This window comes from Paenibacillus cellulositrophicus, from assembly GCF_009363095.1.
Classification (GTDB): domain Bacteria; phylum Bacillota; class Bacilli; order Paenibacillales; family Paenibacillaceae; genus Paenibacillus_AQ; species Paenibacillus_AQ favisporus.
Genome location: NZ_CP045295.1, coordinates 1,529,243 through 1,546,521 on the forward strand (window position 1 = coordinate 1,529,243; position 17,279 = coordinate 1,546,521).

The following is a 17,279-nucleotide window of genomic DNA, read 5'->3' on the forward strand; positions in this document are numbered from 1 at the left end:
CTCAATCTTCATCCTGACCGCCATAGCCTCTCATTTTGATGACATTATGAATGCGGAGCACGGCAGCCGCCACCTCACCCGCGGCCTCCAGCCCATGAATCTTCACCAGGGCCGGATCGACGATCCCCCGCTCCTCATAGCGAATGACGAGCCCGGTATCGCAGTCGATGCCCATGGAGTCGGAGTCTTCCGCAAGCTGAGCGGCACGCGCCTCTTCCATCTTCTCCAGCGGGTTGTAGCCGGCGTTCAGCAAAATTTGCGCCATGGGCTTGCGCAGCGCCGCCGCTACGGCGGCAATGCCGAAGGCTTCCATGCCCTTCACCGCCTCCCGCTGATGCTCCAGCTCGTAGGAGACGGCCAGCTCGGCCGTACCTCCGCCGGGAAGCACTCCGCCGGAGACGGCGGCTTGTACAGCCGAGGCCGCATCCGCGGCAATCCGGGCGGACTCCCCGACGACTTCCGCGGTGCTCGCCCCGACGATCAGCGTGACAAACGGCTCGCGCTCCTGCCCCCCGCTGCTGACCCGCACGCGTTCCAGCCTTTCATCATAAGCCACATAGGGGGAATTCCCCAGAAGCTTGGCAAGCGAATCGCGCTCCTTATGTAAGGCGGTACGCCGCATGGGCACCGCCCCTGTCATCTCGCTGACGCGCAGCAGGTCGCTGCGGCTCACGCGCGGCACCACCATGATGCCGTGGTCCATGCAGAACTGCTCGGCATCGGGATGGATTCCCCGTTCCAGCAGAACAAGCCCCACCCCGATGTCGGCCAGCACGTGAAGCTCGCTGCTGAAGCGGTCGCGCAGCTCCATGTACCGGGCAAAGCCGGCTTCCGTCGTCAGAACCTCTTCATCCAGCGTCTCCGGCTCGAGCGCGTCGTGCAGGACGAGGATCTTCGTGTTCTTCAGCACGGGTCTATCATGCGAATGAAGCGGCTTCTGCTTCAAAAGAATGCCTTCATATACTTCATTATCGCCTTTCTCGTGGGCGGTAACCGCATCGGCTAGCAAATAGCCGGGTTCCCTCAGCTTCCGGGTCCCCACCTTCGAAGTGGCTTCCATGACAAGGCGGACGATATCCTCACGCTCGCGTCCGGCGACATAAGCCGCCTTGGCAAGCAGCGGATCGTCCAGCCCTTCAATAACGCGGGTCCGGCGCCGCAGCGCTTCCACCGCCATGCGAATGCCCTGCTGCATGCCGGTGACCACTTTGGAAGCAGGGACACCTCTGACGATTTGCGCAACGCCTTCCTGCACCAGCGCTCCCGCAAGCACCGTTGCCGTCGTCGTTCCATCGCCGACCTGCTTCTGCTGGCTGCGGGCCACCTGGATCAGCAATCTGGCGGCGGGATGCGTTACGTCCATCTTGTCGAGGATTGTTACGCCGTCATTGGTAATAATGACTTCCCCGCGGGAGCCGACCAGCATGACGTCCAGCCCCTTCGGGCCGAGCGTCCCTTCCACCGCAGAGGTGATGGCACGGACCGCATTGCTGTTGTTAAGCAGGGCCGCGTAGCGTTCTTCACCCTCGCGAACCGGCTGCTGGCCTTGACTCATCCGTCCTCTCCCCCTTATTTATACCAGTGTGACAGCATGGCCGTCAGATCCTTGGACAATATGTTCAAAATGCTCATTACCCTTGCGTATTCCATCCGGGTCGGGCCCAAAATGCCAATGGTGCCGAGCGCTTCCCCTTCAAGCGAGTAAGTCGCCGTGATCAGGCTGCAGTTGGCAAACGCCTCATGGTCGTTCTCCGTGCCGATCCGCACCTGAATCCCGCCCCCATCCTGGGGCGCCATCATCTTCGTAAGCGTCGGCGTCTCTTCGAGCAGGTCCAGGATCGTCTTCACTTTATCGACATCCTTGAACTCCGGCTGGGTCAGCATGTTGGTCGTTCCGCTCAAATACAGGCGCTGATGGTCGGCCTCACCGTCCAGGAATATGTTGTCCAGCACCTTCATGATTTCTTCATAGTTGGAAATATGACGCTCCATCTCCTGGCCGAGTTCTGTATATAATCTTGTCTTCAGCTTATATATAGGTACATTCATCAGCTTGCTGTTCAGCAGGTTGACGACTTTCTCGATCTCGGAGACCGGTACGTCCGGCGGAAGCTGAACCGTCTTGTTCTCCACCTGTCCCGTGCTAGTCACGATAATCGCGACGGCGGTTTCCTCGTTAAGCGGTAGCAGCTGAAAATGCCGCAGTGAAGTATGAAAAACTTCCGGTCCAAGCAGGATGGAAGTGTAATTCGTCATATGGGATAGTATCATGGCTGCATGCTGGATCACCTGCTCCATCGCGCTGAGCTTCTCGGCAAAAAACTTGCGGAGCAGCCGGATTTCCCCCGGAGGCGCCGAATAGGCCGGATCCAGATGATCGACATAATACCGGTAACCTTTATGAGATGGAATGCGGCCGGCCGAAGTATGGGGCTGTTCCAAAAAGCCCAGCTCTTCCAGATCAGCCATTTCGTTGCGGATCGTCGCCGGACTGTAGCCGACATCACCTCGTTTCGAAATGCTGCGGGAGCCTACGGGTTCAGCGGAGCGAATATAGTCGTCCACAATGGCATTCAGTATCATTCTTTGACGTTCGGTAAGCATACCATTCCCCCCTTGGTGACCTTTATTACGAGCATCGTTAGCACTCTAAAGAGATGAGTGCTAACCGTTAATACAAAAATACCAAACTGACATGAGCATTGTCAAGTCAGTTCAGCATCTTAAGAACAGCTATTTCATCGCATGCATGCTGCTTGGCGCAGTTCACGCAATCGGTCCAAACCTTCTCGGGAAAAATCTCTTTTTCCACAACCGAAAATCCGTTTTTCAGAAAAAACGATACTTCGTACGTCAGGGCCATAATTTTAGGAATGCCTTGTCTTCTCGCCTCTTCCGTGAGCTTGCTCACCAGTTTGGAGCCGATTCCCATTCCCTTGTGCCCTTCCGCAATTCCCAGGGAGCGGATCTCCACCAGGTCTGCGCCCAACTGGCAGAGCGAGCCACAGCCGATCACTTTCCCGTCCGCCTCAGCCACGACAAACTGGTCCAGCTGCTTCTCAAGCACTTTGCGAGAGCGCGGCAGCATGATCCCCTTCTGCGCATAACCATCGATCATTTCGAAAAGCGGTTCTACGTCTTCTGGCACCGCTTTACGGCAAATAACTACCGCCGGCATCGCCATTCCCCCTCACACGTGCTGTCAATGATATGAATAAATATACAACAACACGCATAGAAGTTCAAGCGGTTATTTTGCGGTGAGCGAGCCTATAAATTCGCCGAAAACGTCGTTGCCGAACAGGATTCCCCGTTCACTGAGGCGGTACCCGTCGCCCGTCTCCTCGAGCAGCCCCGCATTCAGCATTTTATGCAGCGGTTTGGCAAACATGTCTTCCATCGATACGCCGAACTGCTCTTCGAAATGCGTCCGGGACACTCCCTTCAAGACACGCAGGCCGACCATGAGGAAATCCTCCATCGCCTCTTCCCGGGGCACCTCGAAGCTCTCCATTCTCGGCAGTCCCTCTTTGGTCGCTTCCGTATACGGATTAACCCCTTTGATATTCATATGCCGCATGCCGCCGACATACCCGTGGGCACCCGCGCCGAGGCCGTAATAATCTTCGTTCAGCCAGTAGGCCATGTTGTGGCGGCTGTGGAATCCGGGCTTCGCAAAGTTGCTGATTTCGTACTGCTCGTAACCCGCTTCCTTCATTTTCTCCATCAGCAGCAAATACATCTTCAGCTCGTCGTCCTCATTGGGAAGCGGCAGTTGATTCTTCTGGTACATCGTATGAAAAAGGGTGTTCTCCTCAACCTTCAGGCTGTAGATCGAATAGTGAGGCAGATTCAGCGCAAGTGCCTTGCTCACGCTCTCCGCCAGCATGTCCACCGTCTGGTTCGGCAGGCCGAACATCAGGTCGATCGACATGTTGTCAAAGCCGGCTTTGCGCGCGTTCTCCAGGCTCTGGTACACATCATCCGTATCATGGATACGCCCGATGCCGCTCAGCAGCTCGTTCTGAAACGCCTGTACGCCGAAGCTTACGCGGTTAACGCCGCCCGCTCTCATCACAGCCAGCTTCTCGAGGTCAGTTGTCCCCGGGTTGGCCTCCATCGAAAATTCAATATCTTCCGACCAGTCCGGAAAATACGTCTTGACCGTCTTCAGGAAATACTCCATTTCGTCCGGTTTCAGCACGGTCGGGGTTCCCCCGCCGACGAAAATGCTCGTTATTTTACCCGGAGGAACCTCTTTGACGGTTCGTTCCATTTCCCGCTCCAGCCCCTGCAAATAATCCATCACCGGCTGGTTCTTCAGCACATAGGAATTGAAATCGCAGTAAAAGCATTTATTCGTGCAAAAGGGAATGTGCAGATAAACCGCTTGGGGTTTACGGTTCCCCTGATACTTAACTCTTGGCGTCCCTTGCGGATTCAACATCGCCATCGCAAATTCCCTCCTTATATTTAGAAAGGGAAAGCCGCAGCGGCTCTCCCGTGGAATGGTCCAATGTACTCTATAAGCTTGCTTGGTGAAAATCGACTAGTTGTCGTCGATTTTCAGGACAGCCATAAAGGCTTCCTGCGGCACTTCGACGCTGCCGACCTGCTTCATACGCTTCTTGCCTTCCTTCTGCTTCTCGAGAAGCTTCCGCTTCCGCGAAATATCGCCGCCGTAACACTTGGCGAGGACGTTCTTGCGCATCGCCTTGACCGTCTCGCGGGCGACGACCTTCGTCCCGACCGAAGCCTGGATCGGCACCTCGAACATTTGCCGCGGAATGAGCTCGCGCAGCTTCTCGCAGATGCCGCGTCCGCGGTGGTATGCACGGTCGCGGTGCACGATGAAGGAAAGCGCGTCGACCTGCTCCCCGTTCAGCAGGATGTCCATCTTCACGAGGTTGGAGCGGCGGTAGCCGGACAGCTCGTAATCAAAGGAAGCATAGCCCTTCGTGCCGGACTTCAGCTGATCGAAGAAGTCGTACACGATTTCGGACAGCGGAATTTCGTACGTGATTGTAACCCGGGTCGTATCCAGGTATTCCATATTGACGAATTCGCCGCGTTTGCTCTGGCACAGCTCCATGATGGTGCCCACGTAATCGTTCGGCACGATGATCGCCGCCTTGACGTACGGCTCCTCGACGTATTCGATTTTCCCGATTTCCGGATAGTTGGACGGGTTGTCGATTTCGATCGTGTCGCCGTTCGTCAGCGTAATGCGGTAAATAACGCTCGGCGCCGTCGTAATGAGCGGGATGTTGAATTCGCGTTCGATCCGCTCCTGGATAATCTCCATATGAAGCAGCCCGAGGAAGCCGCAGCGGAAGCCGAAGCCGAGCGCGCTCGACGTCTCCGGCTCGAAGCTCAGCGAAGCGTCGTTCAGCTGCAGCTTCTCCAGCGCCTCGCGCAGGTCGTTGTAATCGGACGTCTCGATCGGGTACAAACCGCAGTATACCATCGGGTTGATTTTACGGTAGCCGGGCAGCGCCTCGAGTGTCGGATTTTTGGCATCAGTGACCGTATCGCCGACCCGGGTATCACCCACGTGCTTAATGCCCGCTACGATAAAGCCAACATCGCCGACCCTAAGCTCGTCCACGATCGTCATCCGCGGTTTAAACGCGCCGACTTCAATGACCTCGAACGTCTTGTCCGTAGCCATCATCTTGATTTTCGAACCCGCTTTGATGCTGCCGTCAATGACGCGCACATACACGATAACGCCTTTGTAAGGATCATAATGCGAGTCAAAAATGAGCGCCTTCAGCGGCTGATCCGGATCACCGTTTGGCGGCGGTACCTGCTGGACGATCTGCTCCAAAATTTCCTTGATGCCGATGCCGGCCTTCGCCGAGGCGAGAACGGCGTCGCTTGCGTCCAGACCGATAACGTCTTCAATTTCCTGCTTCACGCGGTCCGGATCAGCGCTCGGCAGGTCGATTTTGTTAATGACCGGAAGAATCTCCAGGTTGTTATCCAGTGCCAAATAGACGTTGGCCAGCGTCTGCGCTTCGATTCCCTGGGCGGCGTCCACCACCAGCAGCGCGCCTTCGCAGGCGGCCAGGCTTCGGGAAACTTCATACGTAAAGTCGACGTGTCCGGGAGTATCGATCAGGTTCAGCAAATATTCCTCACCGTCATCGGCACGATAAGTCAGGTGAACGGCCTGAAGCTTGATGGTAATCCCGCGCTCGCGTTCGAGATCCATCTGGTCCAGCACCTGATCCTGCATTTCGCGCGAGGTGAGGGCGCCCGTATATTCAAGAATACGGTCCGCAAGCGTCGACTTGCCATGGTCTATATGGGCGATAATGGAGAAATTTCGAATGTTCTTTTGCCTTGCTTGTACGTCTGTCATGCCTTACCCCCAAAAACAGCCTGATGTGTAATCAATTCATTATAACAGTTGGAGGAAAGGCCAGCAATCCCACCTGCCCGTATTATTCCGTCACGTTGCTGAAGAGGGAGACGACGAGACGGATTCCCTTTTGGGACAGCTCCTGCAGCAGGCCTGCCGTCTTATCCGCCAGCACGTCGACCGTCGGCGTGCCGCCCTGGTCCACCAGCAGCTGCTCGGGAGTCTTCTCATGCCAGTCCTGGACCTCGACCTGTTCCTGCTGCGGCTGCTCGTCCGCCGCCTTGAACCGGTTCGAGCTTTGGCGCGGCTGGGAAGGCTGTTGCCGCTGCTGCGTAGAAGCTCCCTGCTGCGGCCCGGCTTGCACCGCGGCAGCCGCCGTCTGCGCCTGCGGCGCGGGCGCCGGAGCATCCGGACTGGCCAACTGCATGCCGACCAGGACGCCGATGCCTGCCCAAATTCCAAGCACGCACACTTTTTTAGCCCATTTTGACATGATCATACCTCCCTTGGCTTATTGCTTTCTCAGCTTTTATTATCTTTCTTGGCGGGAGCCGTTTGATCGGTGCTGGCCTTTTCCGCCTTTTGATCCGCGTAATAGACGTCGGCGATCGTCTGTGCCAATACTTCCGACGTCCGCTTCAGCTCCGCATCGGTGCTGTCAATCCCGCCGACCTCGATCAAAATGCTGTTCTCCGACAGCGATTGGTTATATTCCCCGTTGCCCATGGAGGAATCTTTCCCCCAAATGCCGCGGGACAATCCGGGATAGGCTTTTTCCAGCCGTTCATGGATGGAATTGGCGAAGGCTTCGTTTTTGCGCCAGTTTTTGTTGCCGTGCCCGATGATGAAGAAGACCTGCGCGTAGCTTTTGCCGTTAATGTCTTTCGTCGTCCGGCTGTGCCCTTGAGAATCCCGGTGAATGTCGATCAGGTATTTCATGCCGCTGTTCTGGCTCATCGCAGCCTTCACCGTCTCGCGGGAATATTTATAGGAAAAGTTATAGTTATAGTCGGCCACCGTCGTCATGTAATCCTGCTCCGAATGGGCGGTGCCGATGCCGAGCTGCTCCAGCTTCTTCGCCACATAGCTTCCGACCAGCATCACGTTTTGCGATGGAGACGTAGAGCTGGGATTGTCGCTGGTTTTACTCAGCAGCGGGTTGTATGCTTCTCTCGGATGGGAGTGATAGATCAGGATCGATTTGTTCCTGGAGTCCACCGCCGAAGATTGTCCTGTACCTTCATTGTCCTTGGTAGGCGTTCCTTCTCCGGCACCTTTCTTGCCGCCGGCGTCCGGTACCTGACCGGACGGCGTATCCTGCTGCTTGTCCGAGCCCTTACCGGAGTCGGTGACCTTTCCGGGATCGGTTTCGGCCTGACCCGCACCGTTCTTCTGGGGATCGGCTGAAGCGTTATGGCTTTGTCCGGCCGCATCCGTTTGTCCCGCCGTTTCCGCAGGCGGATTATAATCTTCGGGAGGGACGACGTTGTCATTGCCTGCCGAATGCCTCAGCAGCACCGGATCGTTCGCCCCCATGCCCGGCATTTCCCGGGCCAGCAGACTTTTCGGATCCTTAGGGTTGACGCTGGTCAGCATCTGGAATACGAATGTCGTCATGTTTTCCCCGGAGAAAGTCGAGTTCCCTTTTTCTTTATTCAGGTGGGGCAGTTCCATGCCTAACATATCAATGAAGAAATTGCTTGATACGGAGCCGGCGAATCCTTTCATAGAAGAAACCGGAGAATCGTTGATTTTCTGCTCGGCCATCCCTCCCAATCCCAGAAGTAAGAAAAACAGCAGCGATCCGACCACCAGCAGCACAAAGGTACGTCCCATAGACAGAAAATACAGCAGTCTGGCTCTCCATTTGCCGATATTCCAAAGCTGAAAACCATTCCTCTTCATTCTGTTGTCCTCCTGAAATCTCTTATACTTCAACTCTATGAGCCGGAGAGATTCGATAGAACCAAAAAAAGAAAGCCCGATAGATTTGGGCTTCCTCATTTATGATAGAAGAGAGAGGAGGAGCTGCACCTCCTAGTGGGTGTAGGCTCCCGTGTTTCCGGGGTCTACCGCGTCATGCAGGGCGGCGTTCAAACCGCTCGCGACAATATTGGCGATATCTTCGATAAATTCGTCAATCTCCTTCGGCGTGACGATCAGATCGTGGCCGAGCGGTTCGAGCACTTCCTTGACCAGGGCGAGGCGCTCCTGCTCGTTGATATCGTCCAGCATCCCCATAATTTGCCGGGTCTGGTTCGTCTCCTGGCCGAAATGATTCTTCATCATTTCCATGACATTGTTCACAATCGTCGAAGCGTAGCATACGGTCGGCACGCCGATGGCAACAACCGGAACGCCAAGCACTTCCTTGGTGAGGCCGCGGCGCTTGTTGCCGATGCCAGAGCCGGGATGAATGCCGATGTCGGCGATCTGGATTGTCGTGTTGACGCGCTCCAGCGATTTGGATGCCAGCGCGTCGATCGCGATGATCAGATCCGGCTTCGTCCGTTCCACGATACCCTGCACGATCTCGCTGGACTCGATCCCCGTCAGCCCAAGCACCCCCGGGGCGATGGCGCTGATTTCCCGGTATCCCGGGGCCACCTGGTCCGGCATCAGCTGAAAATACTGCCGGGTGACGAGGACGTTCTCCACCACAAGCGGTCCCAGTGAATCGGGCGTCACATTCCAGTTGCCAAGCCCGACGATCAGAACCGTCTGTTTCTTCTGAATCCCGATCAGCGCCAGGAAATCCTCAAACTCGCGCGCGAAGGCCTCAGCTACCTGCTCCTGCAGCTTCGTGTCCCCGTTGCGGAGTCCGGGAACCTCCAAGGTAATATAATGCCCTTTGACGCGGCCGATGGCCTGGGAACCGGCCTCATTCAGCACGTTAAGGCGGGTAATCTTGATGCCGTCCTTCTCCGTAATTTCTTCATCGACCCCCGGGATCGGTCCGGCATGGCCCGCCATTTCCCTGGCGTCGACCGCCAGGTCGGTCCGCACGGAATAGCGCTGCAAATCCAACTCCATATACATCTGCCTCCTTTGGCTTGTTATGGATAGTTTGCGGGAGCGGCGGCCAGTTTATGCACAACCTTTTTACACCGGACACCGTTCATACGCCGCTGATCCATGTGCCTCTTAAAATCCAAACCTTTGGAACGCGATGATAGTATTGCTTTTTAGAGTACCCCATGCTAAACTATTTTAAGTTGTGAATCATTTCGAGCTATTCGAATGCCTTACAGGAGGTGAATGCAATGCCAAACATTAAATCCGCCGTTAAACGCGTGAAAACAAGCGACAAACGCCGTGCGCTTAATGCTTCCCAAAAATCCGCGCTTCGTACAGCTGTAAAGGCTGCCGATTCTGCGCTGACGAATAATGAAGTCGAAGCTGCTAAAGCTGCTGTTCAAGCTGCATCCCAAAAACTGGACAAAGCCGTAACTAAAGGCCTGATCCACAAGAACGCAGCCAGCCGCAAGAAGTCCCGCCTGGCGAAAAAACTTAACGCTCTCAGTGCACAAGCCTAAGGGAGCGCTATCCATACGATGAAATGGAAAAGTCCTGAGCAGCTCCCAAGCTGATCAGGACTTTTAAATTTTCTTTCGAAACGCGTACAGAGCTGACAACGCCATAGCGGCGCGCCTTTTGCTCTTTTATATAGCACGGACAGCCATGTTCGGAGCAGCCTCACGAAGCAAGTGGACAACCCATGTGCTGTATACTAGGTTTAACAGGAGATGACGTCTATGGAAAGCTGGAAGAAAAATCTATGGGTTTTATGGTTCGGCTCGCTGATCGTGTCCTCAAGCTTCTCGATGGTGGTACCCTTTCTTCCCTTGTTTCTGATTGAAATCGGTGTCACCAAAAACATTGAGATGTGGTCCGGTCTGCTGTTCAGCGCAGCGTTTTTTGCGGGAGCGCTTTCATCTCCGTTCTGGGGATCCGTCGGCGACAAATACGGCCGCAAGCCGATGATCATCCGCGCAGGTTTTGTGCTGTGCATCATTTATTTGCTGACGGCGTTTGTCACGCATCCGGTGCAGCTGCTCATTCTTCGTATTTTGCAGGGGCTTCTCTCCGGGTTTATTCCGGGGGCTATTGCGATCGTCGGTACCAACACCCCGGAGAAAAGGGTCGGTTACGCACTGTCCACCATGTCCACGGCCACGGCTACGGGAAGCATTATGGGGCCCCTCCTCGGCGGCGTGCTCTCCAAGGTGTTCGACAACCGGCTGGCCTTCGGCAGCGCGGGCGTGCTGTGCTTTCTGGCCACGCTGCTCGTTATCTTTTACGTCAAAGAGGAAAAATTCGTCCCGAGCAAAGGCAAACTTTCGGTGTTTAACACGCTGAAGCAGGCCGCCGTCAACAAAATGCTGATGATCGTCCTGGTGCTCACCATGGTGACGCAGTTCTCGGTCATGACCATTGAGCCGGTGCTCTCCCTCTACATTGTGGAGATCGGCCACTCGGCATCGGATGCGTCCATCCTGGCTGGCTTCATCTTCTCGCTCGTCGGGATCGCCAGCATCATCTTCGCCCCGCGCTGGGGCAAGCTGGCCGACAAGGTCGGGTTCCAGAAAATACTGATGATCGGCTTGTTCGCCGGAGGCATAGGTTCGCTGCTCCAGATCCCGTTTCATAACATTTGGGCGTTCTCGGTCGTTCGCTTCCTGTACGGCTGCTTCTTCTGCGCCGTGTTCCCGGCGCTGAACGGGCTTGTCGTCCGGTCTACGCCGAGCGATTTCCGCGGAAGGGCCTTCAGCCTCAACCAGACCGCGAACCAGCTCGGCGGCATGCTGGGACCGCTTGCGGGCGGCGCAATCAGCGGCGTGTTCAGCATTCATACCGTGTTCCTCATTACAGGGTTATTCCTGCTGCTGACGATGGGCCTCGCCTACTGGTCCCAGCGTTTCGGGAGCTTGTCCGCTCAGCAGGCCTCGACTAAAGCGATTGACGGGTAGAAGCGTTTTGTGTCTCGTATAATATTGATCCGAATCATAAAACTAATCGAAATAGCCCCCGCTGCCGTTCTTCCGGTTTGGGGGCTGTTTGCCGTCAAGAACACATAAGCTAAAACAGCCCTAAGCAGCCGGCCGGCGCTCACGCCGTTGTCGTATATTCGGTGCCGTCCGGAGCGGGTTCGCCTTCGTGGATCACCAGCCCGATCCCCGCCTGGCCGAACAAATGCACCGCGTCTTCATAGCCGCGCTCAATATGCTCGATGCCCGTGATTCGCGTCGCCTGCTCCGACTGCAGGCCGGCCATGATCAGGCAGGTTCCCGCCCGGACATCGGTCGCATGGGCGTAGCCGCCGTGCAGCGGTCTGCCGCCTTTAATGATGGCATAGCCGTTCTTCGCCTGGATATCGGCGCCAAGCCGGTTTAATTGGGCAACATGGCTGAAACGGTACGGGTATACCTTTTCCCTGACGGCACTGTAGCCCGGCGCCTTCAGGAGCAAGCTCGTAATCGGCTGCTGCATGTCGGAGTTGAACACGGGATACATGCCCGTCCGTACCCGCGTCGGTTTGATATTCCCCTGGCTGCTGGCGATAATGTAATCGTTCCCGCTTTCAAATTCAATGCCGATTTCGCTCAGCTTGGCCATGATGGACCGCACATGCTCGGGAATGACCTGCTTCAGGGTCAGCGTGCCGCCCGTGATGCCCACCGTCATCATAAACGCCCCCGCAATGAGACGATCGGGGATCACCCGATACCGGCATCCTGTCAGAGACTTCACGCCGCGTATACGGATCGTGTCCGTGCCGGCTCCGGTGATGTCGGCTCCCATCCGGTTCAGGAGCTGGCAGACGTCCACCACTTCCGGATCCGTCGCGCAGTTGTGCAGATGGGTGATTCCGGCCGCCAGCGAAGCGAGCAGCACCGCATTGATCGTTGCGCCGGATGTCAGCAGATCGAAGCAAAAGTCGGTGCCCGTGAGCTTTTCCGCCGATACCGTGTACTGTTTCTCTTCCAGGGTCACGTCCGCCCCGAACGCCTTGAATATTTTCATATGCTGGTCAATGGGCCGCTCCACGAAATTATCACCCCCCGGATAACCGAGCGTCACCCGCTTGTACTTACTGAGAAGCCCCCCGATCAGATAATAGGAAGCGCGGAACGAAGACGTCAGCGCCTGATCGAGGACGGATGAATGAATCCGGGATGAATCCACAACAAAATGGCCGTCATCATTTTTGCTTACCTGCAGGCCGATGCGGCTTCCAATTTCTCCAATGGCGCGGATATCGTTAATATCCGGTATGCCCTCCAGTATTGTCGGTGTGTCTCCAAGAACGGCAGCGGCGATGAGAGCGAGGGAACTATTCTTGGACCCTGGAATGATCACGCTCCCGTCGAGCGGGCCTCTCTGCTTCACTTCTAACCAGCGCATGCGAACTCCACCATTTCTATATAGTTTTTGGTCTGGAACAATCATAAGGTAGAATATGCTGCACACTTGCCGGAGGACAATCTGAATTGGAGAAATAGCCTCGCACCCCGGTTAAGGCACAATAATATGCCTCCTTTCCCTCTTCATCATTTATTGATTCACATGAGTCTATTTTTATCTATAATAAAATATCTACGGCTAAATGCGTTTGGCCATTCTTTTTATCAACGTGTCGAGCGGGCTTTGTTTGAATTGGAGGAGGGTAAACGCGAAATCGCGGATATGATCAGTGCTGATTACGGAACACTGACGCTGGCCGTGAACACGGCTTACATGCTGCCCGATATTCTTAACCGATTTCGTGAAATTCGGCCGCAGGTTCAGTTCCATGTAGAGCAGCTGGGAACCCATGAAATGGAAATCCGGGTAAAGAAGGGTGAGGTTGATTTTTGTTTGTCTTCCCCACCCATTCTGGGCAGCGAACTCGTATGCGATGTCGTTTTCCAAGAGCAGATCTATGTGACCGTCCCAGCAACCCACCGGCTGGCGGGCAGAAGCCGAATTCGTTTATCCGAACTTAAGGAGGAACGGTTCGTCAGTTTAAAAAAGGGTTACGGGATCCGCGACTTGATGGATCGTTATTGCGAACAGGCCGGATTTGTACCCAGTAACGCTTATGAAGGCGATGAGCCCGCAACCTTGGGTCCTTTGGTCCTAACCGGGCTTGGCATTGCCTTTATACCCGAATCCGCATTACAAGCGGGGTCCCGTGCCAACGTGGCTTGCCTGCAAATCGAGGATCCGGTGTGTACACGGGAAATTGGGCTGACAAGACACCAGAGCCGCTATTTTACAAGTGCAGCCAAGGAATTCCGCCAAGTCATCATCGAGCACTTCCGGAACATGGCTCAAACCGAGATTTAACTTCGGCCCACTGTGTCTAGTTAAAATATAGCTCAGGGTGAACCCATGGCTTATTCCGGCTGGTTGGATGTTTTCTTTCCGACTTCAAACGGTGTGGTGATCCCTTCATAGGACAAGTGCATCGTCATTCCCTTTTCGGCATGCCATAAATTGTGGCAATGATCCATCCAGATCCCCGGATTATCTGCCTGAAACGCAACTTCATAGACTTCACCGGGAGCGACATCCAGCGAATCGGTCCACCAAGGACTCCCTGTCGTTGGTTTTCCGTTCCGGCTGAGGACGAGCATCGTATGCCCATGAAGATGCATCGGATGATGATCCCACCCGCGGTTAATAAAAGTTGTTTTTACCAGATCACCTTCTTTGACCGTTAACATAGGTGTGTCCGGAAAGACGCGTCCGTTAATGGTATATAAAGCGTATATTTTACCATTATAGAACCCGAGGCGCGAATCCAAAACGATGTTGAAGGTACGGTCAAACTTGCTGTGGATGCCGAAAGGAGTCGGTTGCTTTTTCCCGTATGTCCCCAGATCAAAGACAGCATTTTTTTCATTTATAGCCGGGGTTGAATGGGTGATCGCCTCACTAAAAACGATCCCCGGGGTGACACCTGCCTCACTTCGGCTGCTCAATCTTACAGGCGTTTTGGGCATGGTGAATAAAATATCATATCGTCCTCCGCCGGCGATCATTAGCTTCTGATCCTTTATGTCGGTGGGCGAGTGAATCTCGTTGCCGTCAATAGCCGTCACTTCGAACGGGACTCCCGATAGTTGGAACGTTTGCGGGTAGTTCTGGGCGTTAATCAGGCGCAATTTGACCTGGGTGCCGGCTGGAATCGTTTGACGATCCAGCGTGTCCTTTAGCCCATACGTCGGGGTTAATGCGCTGCCGTCCGACAATTGCCAAGCGTGGCTTAGTATGGTGATGTCCTTCGTATTAAGCTGGGGAAGATCGTTGGGTTCAACGATGAGCGAACCGAACAGCCCTTTGATCACTTGTTTGGCCGATTGTTGATGGGAGTGGTACCAATACGTTCCCGCTTGTTTCGCTTCGAAGCGGTATACATGCGTTCCACCGGGCGGCACAGAATCTTGGGTCACCCCGGCAACTCCGTCTTCTGCATTCGGCACATTATAGCCATGCCAGTGAATCGTCACCCCCTCTTCAATATCTTTATTTTTCAAAACAACTTCAACAATCTGCCCTTGTTTCACGCGTAATTCCGGCCCCGGAGCAATTCCGTTAAAGGTCCAGGCCTCCATGGTCTTGCCGGAACTTAATTTCACTTGCTTCTTCTGGGCGACCAATTCGAAATGGCGGTCTGCTTTCTCGGTTTGAGGACCTGTTAATGCGGTTACACTTATTTCTTTAAAGTTCATGGTATTACTTATGGGATTACTCATGGTATGGTTCATGGAATGGTTCATCGCTTGCATATCCTTTTCGTGATCCATGCTGCCCATATTCATATGGTCAGGCAGCATGGACGCTTTCATCGATAAGGCGTACCAGCCGCCAATGAGAATCGCAAGGCAGGCACTGGAGATTACCGCATGCTGAAGTCTTGTAGATACCGTCATCGCATAATTGGCTTTGACCCGTTTTCGGCTGAGGCGTTGTTGCCGAAACCACAAAACAACGATAACCGCAGCGAAGGACAGCCATAGAATAACGGCATGTAACACATTTAACTCAAACGGGTAAACAACATAGGAAAAGTAACAGCCTGCGATCGAACTGATCAGAGCCGCTTGCACGGGAAGCATAAGCTCGGGTGAGGTTAGGACCTTCCGATCCGTTTCGTCTACAGTGGATTGTAGATTTTCCGATATTCGGCTGGTGATCTTGCGAAGCATCGAGAGGGGGACTATCGTAGAGATTGCCGAAGGAATGAACAGCGGCATGGTAAGGAGGACCTTCTCTTTTATAAATTCCCATCCATACGTCCCTAATAAAAACAGGATGACGACTTCGGCAATGACCAGACCTTGAGCGATAAAGAAAGGGATCATGAACCGGGCAATACTTCGCAGCAACTCCTTATTTGTGGACCGGTAAGGTAGACGGCTCAAACGATTCGCTATCACCGCCCACATCACAATCAAGAGAAACAGGACGATAAAATCAATCAAATAGATCAGTTTGAACATGATAGCAAGCTCCTTCCTCTATAAAAAACGAGAATATTTACTGATGTCAAACCCATCATAAAAAAATTCATTCATTTATTCCAACGCATTTAAATCAATAAAAGTATTGACTCAAAGGAATGAATAATAAAATAAAAAAACACCGCCCTTACGCTCCAAAGCGCAAAAACGGTGCCTCTTTCACATCCATTCGATTGTTACGCTACCCCGCCAGTCTGAGCAGGAACAGCTCCAGGCCGAGCACTTTATCAATAGCACCGGTCTTCATCTGGTAATCGAGATCTCCGAGCCTGCTGAGGATCGCCTTCAGCTGGTTTGGCTGAAACTTGCGCGCCTGCTCCCCGGCAATCTTGACCGCATAAGGATGCAGTCCCAGTTGGGAAGCGATTTGCTGCTGCGAATAGCTTTGGCCGCCGAGGTCCTTCACCTGCAAAATAATGCGGAATTGGCGGGCGATCAGCGCCGCGATTTTGATCGGCTCCTCCTTCTGCTTCAGCAGCTCATAGAAGATGCCCAGCGCCTGATCCAGCCGCAGATTGGCGATCTCCTCAACGAGAGCAAATACGTTCTGCTCCGTGCTCCGCGCCACCAGCCGGTCCACGATGTCCGTCGTCACGGTGCCGCCGCTGCCAGCATACAGGCACAGCTTGTCCACTTCGGCTGCAAGCGTCTGCAGCTGTGTGCCCGCGTTGCGGACCAGCATCTCCGTCGCCCCCGGGGCGAAGCTGCATTCGCGCTGCTTGGCCTTCTTCTCGATCCACCGCAGCAGCTCGTCGCTGCCCATCGGCATAAAGGAAAGCACCGTGCCGGCGCTTTTAACCGCCTTTACGACCTTTTTGCGCTCGTCCAGCTTCTCGTTGTTCACCAGGAAGATCAGCACGCTGTATTCCGCCGGATTACCTATGTATTCGAGCAGCGATTCCATGCGGTGTTCGACTTTGCCTGAATCCTTTCCTGCGGTAAATACGGAAGCATCCCGGACAAAAATAAGCTTTCGCTGCACCATAAAAGGAATCATTTCGGCCTCTTCCACGACTTCCTGGATCGGGGTGTCGGCCAGATCATAGTGTACGATCGCAAAATCCCGCTCCTCCTTCTGCAGCAGCTGGTCCTCCATCAGTGAGGTAAATTCATTCATCTGGTATTTCTCGGTTCCGTACAGGAGGTAGACCGGCGATACATCACCCTGTCTGATCGCTTTCACCGCCGCCTTTACATCCATTGTTGCTCCCCCTTCTCTCTATCCATGCCCATTGATATCTGCTAATCCCGTTCCGCAAGGTACATCATTCCGATGCCCCGTCCACCCGGCCAAAAAAAGCGCTACATCCATTTTACCAAAAACGGCGGGGAAGAAAAACAGGCCTCCCCCCGGCAGGCCGAATTACGGGTCGCGCAACAACAAAAGGACCCCTGCTGTTCGC

General features: G+C 54.4%; 14 protein-coding genes. 3 read left to right on the forward strand and 11 right to left on the reverse strand.

Annotated features, from left to right (window positions below; genetic code table 11):
* Window position 1: 1 nt before the first annotated feature.
* From GCU45_RS07030 to gpr, 8 genes are all read right to left on the reverse strand, one after another.
* Window positions 2-1,555 carry a TCP-1/cpn60 chaperonin family protein gene (locus GCU45_RS07030; protein ID WP_152398463.1) on the reverse strand — a complete coding sequence of 518 codons (1,554 nt, stop codon included), beginning with the start codon at window positions 1,553-1,555 and terminating at the stop codon, window positions 2-4.
* Window positions 1,556-1,569: 14 nt separating this feature from the next.
* A complete protein-coding gene (hrcA, locus tag GCU45_RS07035; RefSeq protein WP_076169775.1) occupies window positions 1,570-2,604 on the reverse strand; it encodes a heat-inducible transcriptional repressor HrcA in 1,035 nt (344 codons plus the stop codon).
* Window positions 2,605-2,710: 106 nt separating this feature from the next.
* Complete coding sequence (locus GCU45_RS07040; RefSeq protein ID WP_089548229.1) at window positions 2,711-3,178, reverse strand: N-acetyltransferase; 468 nt, start codon at window positions 3,176-3,178, stop codon at window positions 2,711-2,713.
* A gap of 72 nt (window positions 3,179-3,250) precedes the next feature.
* A complete protein-coding gene (gene hemW / locus GCU45_RS07045; protein WP_116231574.1) occupies window positions 3,251-4,447 on the reverse strand; it encodes a radical SAM family heme chaperone HemW in 1,197 nt (398 codons plus the stop codon).
* Between the two features lie 102 nt (window positions 4,448-4,549).
* Window positions 4,550-6,367 carry a translation elongation factor 4 gene (gene lepA, locus GCU45_RS07050; protein ID WP_116229478.1) on the reverse strand — a complete coding sequence of 606 codons (1,818 nt, stop codon included), beginning with the start codon at window positions 6,365-6,367 and terminating at the stop codon, window positions 4,550-4,552.
* Window positions 6,368-6,449: 82 nt separating this feature from the next.
* Window positions 6,450-6,860, reverse strand: a complete 411-nt coding sequence (locus GCU45_RS07055) for a hypothetical protein (RefSeq protein WP_084203869.1) — start codon at window positions 6,858-6,860, stop codon at window positions 6,450-6,452.
* A 29-nt stretch (window positions 6,861-6,889) separates the two neighbouring features.
* On the reverse strand, window positions 6,890-8,272 hold the full coding sequence (locus GCU45_RS07060; protein ID WP_152398464.1) for a stage II sporulation protein P: 1,383 nt from the start codon (window positions 8,270-8,272) through the stop codon (window positions 6,890-6,892).
* Window positions 8,273-8,404: 132 nt separating this feature from the next.
* Window positions 8,405-9,400 carry a GPR endopeptidase gene (gene gpr / locus GCU45_RS07065; protein WP_076169771.1) on the reverse strand — a complete coding sequence of 332 codons (996 nt, stop codon included), beginning with the start codon at window positions 9,398-9,400 and terminating at the stop codon, window positions 8,405-8,407.
* 230 nt (window positions 9,401-9,630) lie between these two features.
* Between gpr and rpsT the strand changes: the two genes are divergently transcribed.
* The gene (gene rpsT, locus GCU45_RS07070) at window positions 9,631-9,903 is read left to right on the forward strand and encodes a 30S ribosomal protein S20 (protein WP_076169770.1); all 273 of its coding nucleotides are present in this window, start codon (window positions 9,631-9,633) and stop codon (window positions 9,901-9,903) included.
* 219 nt (window positions 9,904-10,122) lie between these two features.
* Window positions 10,123-11,337: an MFS transporter gene (locus GCU45_RS07075; protein WP_076169769.1), complete on the forward strand. Its 1,215-nt coding sequence runs from the start codon at window positions 10,123-10,125 to the stop codon at window positions 11,335-11,337.
* Window positions 11,338-11,476: 139 nt separating this feature from the next.
* Here the strand turns inward: GCU45_RS07075 and murA are convergent, their stop codons facing one another.
* Entirely contained in the window at window positions 11,477-12,772 is a 1,296-nt protein-coding gene (gene murA / locus GCU45_RS07080) for a UDP-N-acetylglucosamine 1-carboxyvinyltransferase (protein WP_167527090.1), read from the reverse strand.
* 252 nt (window positions 12,773-13,024) lie between these two features.
* Between murA and GCU45_RS07085 the strand changes: the two genes are divergently transcribed.
* Window positions 13,025-13,696 carry a LysR substrate-binding domain-containing protein gene (locus GCU45_RS07085; protein ID WP_244364461.1) on the forward strand — a complete coding sequence of 224 codons (672 nt, stop codon included), beginning with the start codon at window positions 13,025-13,027 and terminating at the stop codon, window positions 13,694-13,696.
* Window positions 13,697-13,746: 50 nt separating this feature from the next.
* Here GCU45_RS07085 and GCU45_RS07090 read toward each other — a convergent pair whose 3' ends face one another.
* Entirely contained in the window at window positions 13,747-15,855 is a 2,109-nt protein-coding gene (locus GCU45_RS07090; RefSeq protein WP_152398465.1) for a multicopper oxidase family protein, read from the reverse strand.
* A 202-nt stretch (window positions 15,856-16,057) separates the two neighbouring features.
* On the reverse strand, window positions 16,058-17,077 hold the full coding sequence (gene holA / locus GCU45_RS07095) for a DNA polymerase III subunit delta (RefSeq protein WP_152398466.1): 1,020 nt from the start codon (window positions 17,075-17,077) through the stop codon (window positions 16,058-16,060).
* Window positions 17,078-17,279 lie beyond the last annotated feature (202 nt).

Bases quoted from the DNA above. Each gene is read 5' to 3' on its own strand.
- GCU45_RS07040 (WP_089548229.1), bottom strand. From the start codon at position 3,178: ATGCCGGCGGTAGTTATTTGCCGTAAAGCGGTGCCAGAAGACGTAGAA.
- GCU45_RS07075 (WP_076169769.1), top strand. From the start codon at position 10,123: ATGGAAAGCTGGAAGAAAAATCTATGGGTTTTATGGTTCGGCTCGCTG.
- rpsT (WP_076169770.1), top strand. From the start codon at position 9,631: ATGCCAAACATTAAATCCGCCGTTAAACGCGTGAAAACAAGCGACAAA.
- GCU45_RS07030 (WP_152398463.1), bottom strand. From the start codon at position 1,555: ATGAGTCAAGGCCAGCAGCCGGTTCGCGAGGGTGAAGAACGCTACGCG.
- holA (WP_152398466.1), bottom strand. From the start codon at position 17,077: ATGGATGTAAAGGCGGCGGTGAAAGCGATCAGACAGGGTGATGTATCG.
- lepA (WP_116229478.1), bottom strand. From the start codon at position 6,367: ATGACAGACGTACAAGCAAGGCAAAAGAACATTCGAAATTTCTCCATT.
- GCU45_RS07060 (WP_152398464.1), bottom strand. From the start codon at position 8,272: ATGAAGAGGAATGGTTTTCAGCTTTGGAATATCGGCAAATGGAGAGCC.
- gpr (WP_076169771.1), bottom strand. From the start codon at position 9,400: ATGGAGTTGGATTTGCAGCGCTATTCCGTGCGGACCGACCTGGCGGTC.
- GCU45_RS07055 (WP_084203869.1), bottom strand. From the start codon at position 6,860: ATGTCAAAATGGGCTAAAAAAGTGTGCGTGCTTGGAATTTGGGCAGGC.
- murA (WP_167527090.1), bottom strand. From the start codon at position 12,772: ATGCGCTGGTTAGAAGTGAAGCAGAGAGGCCCGCTCGACGGGAGCGTG.
- hemW (WP_116231574.1), bottom strand. From the start codon at position 4,447: ATGTTGAATCCGCAAGGGACGCCAAGAGTTAAGTATCAGGGGAACCGT.
- hrcA (WP_076169775.1), bottom strand. From the start codon at position 2,604: ATGCTTACCGAACGTCAAAGAATGATACTGAATGCCATTGTGGACGAC.
- GCU45_RS07090 (WP_152398465.1), bottom strand. From the start codon at position 15,855: ATGTTCAAACTGATCTATTTGATTGATTTTATCGTCCTGTTTCTCTTG.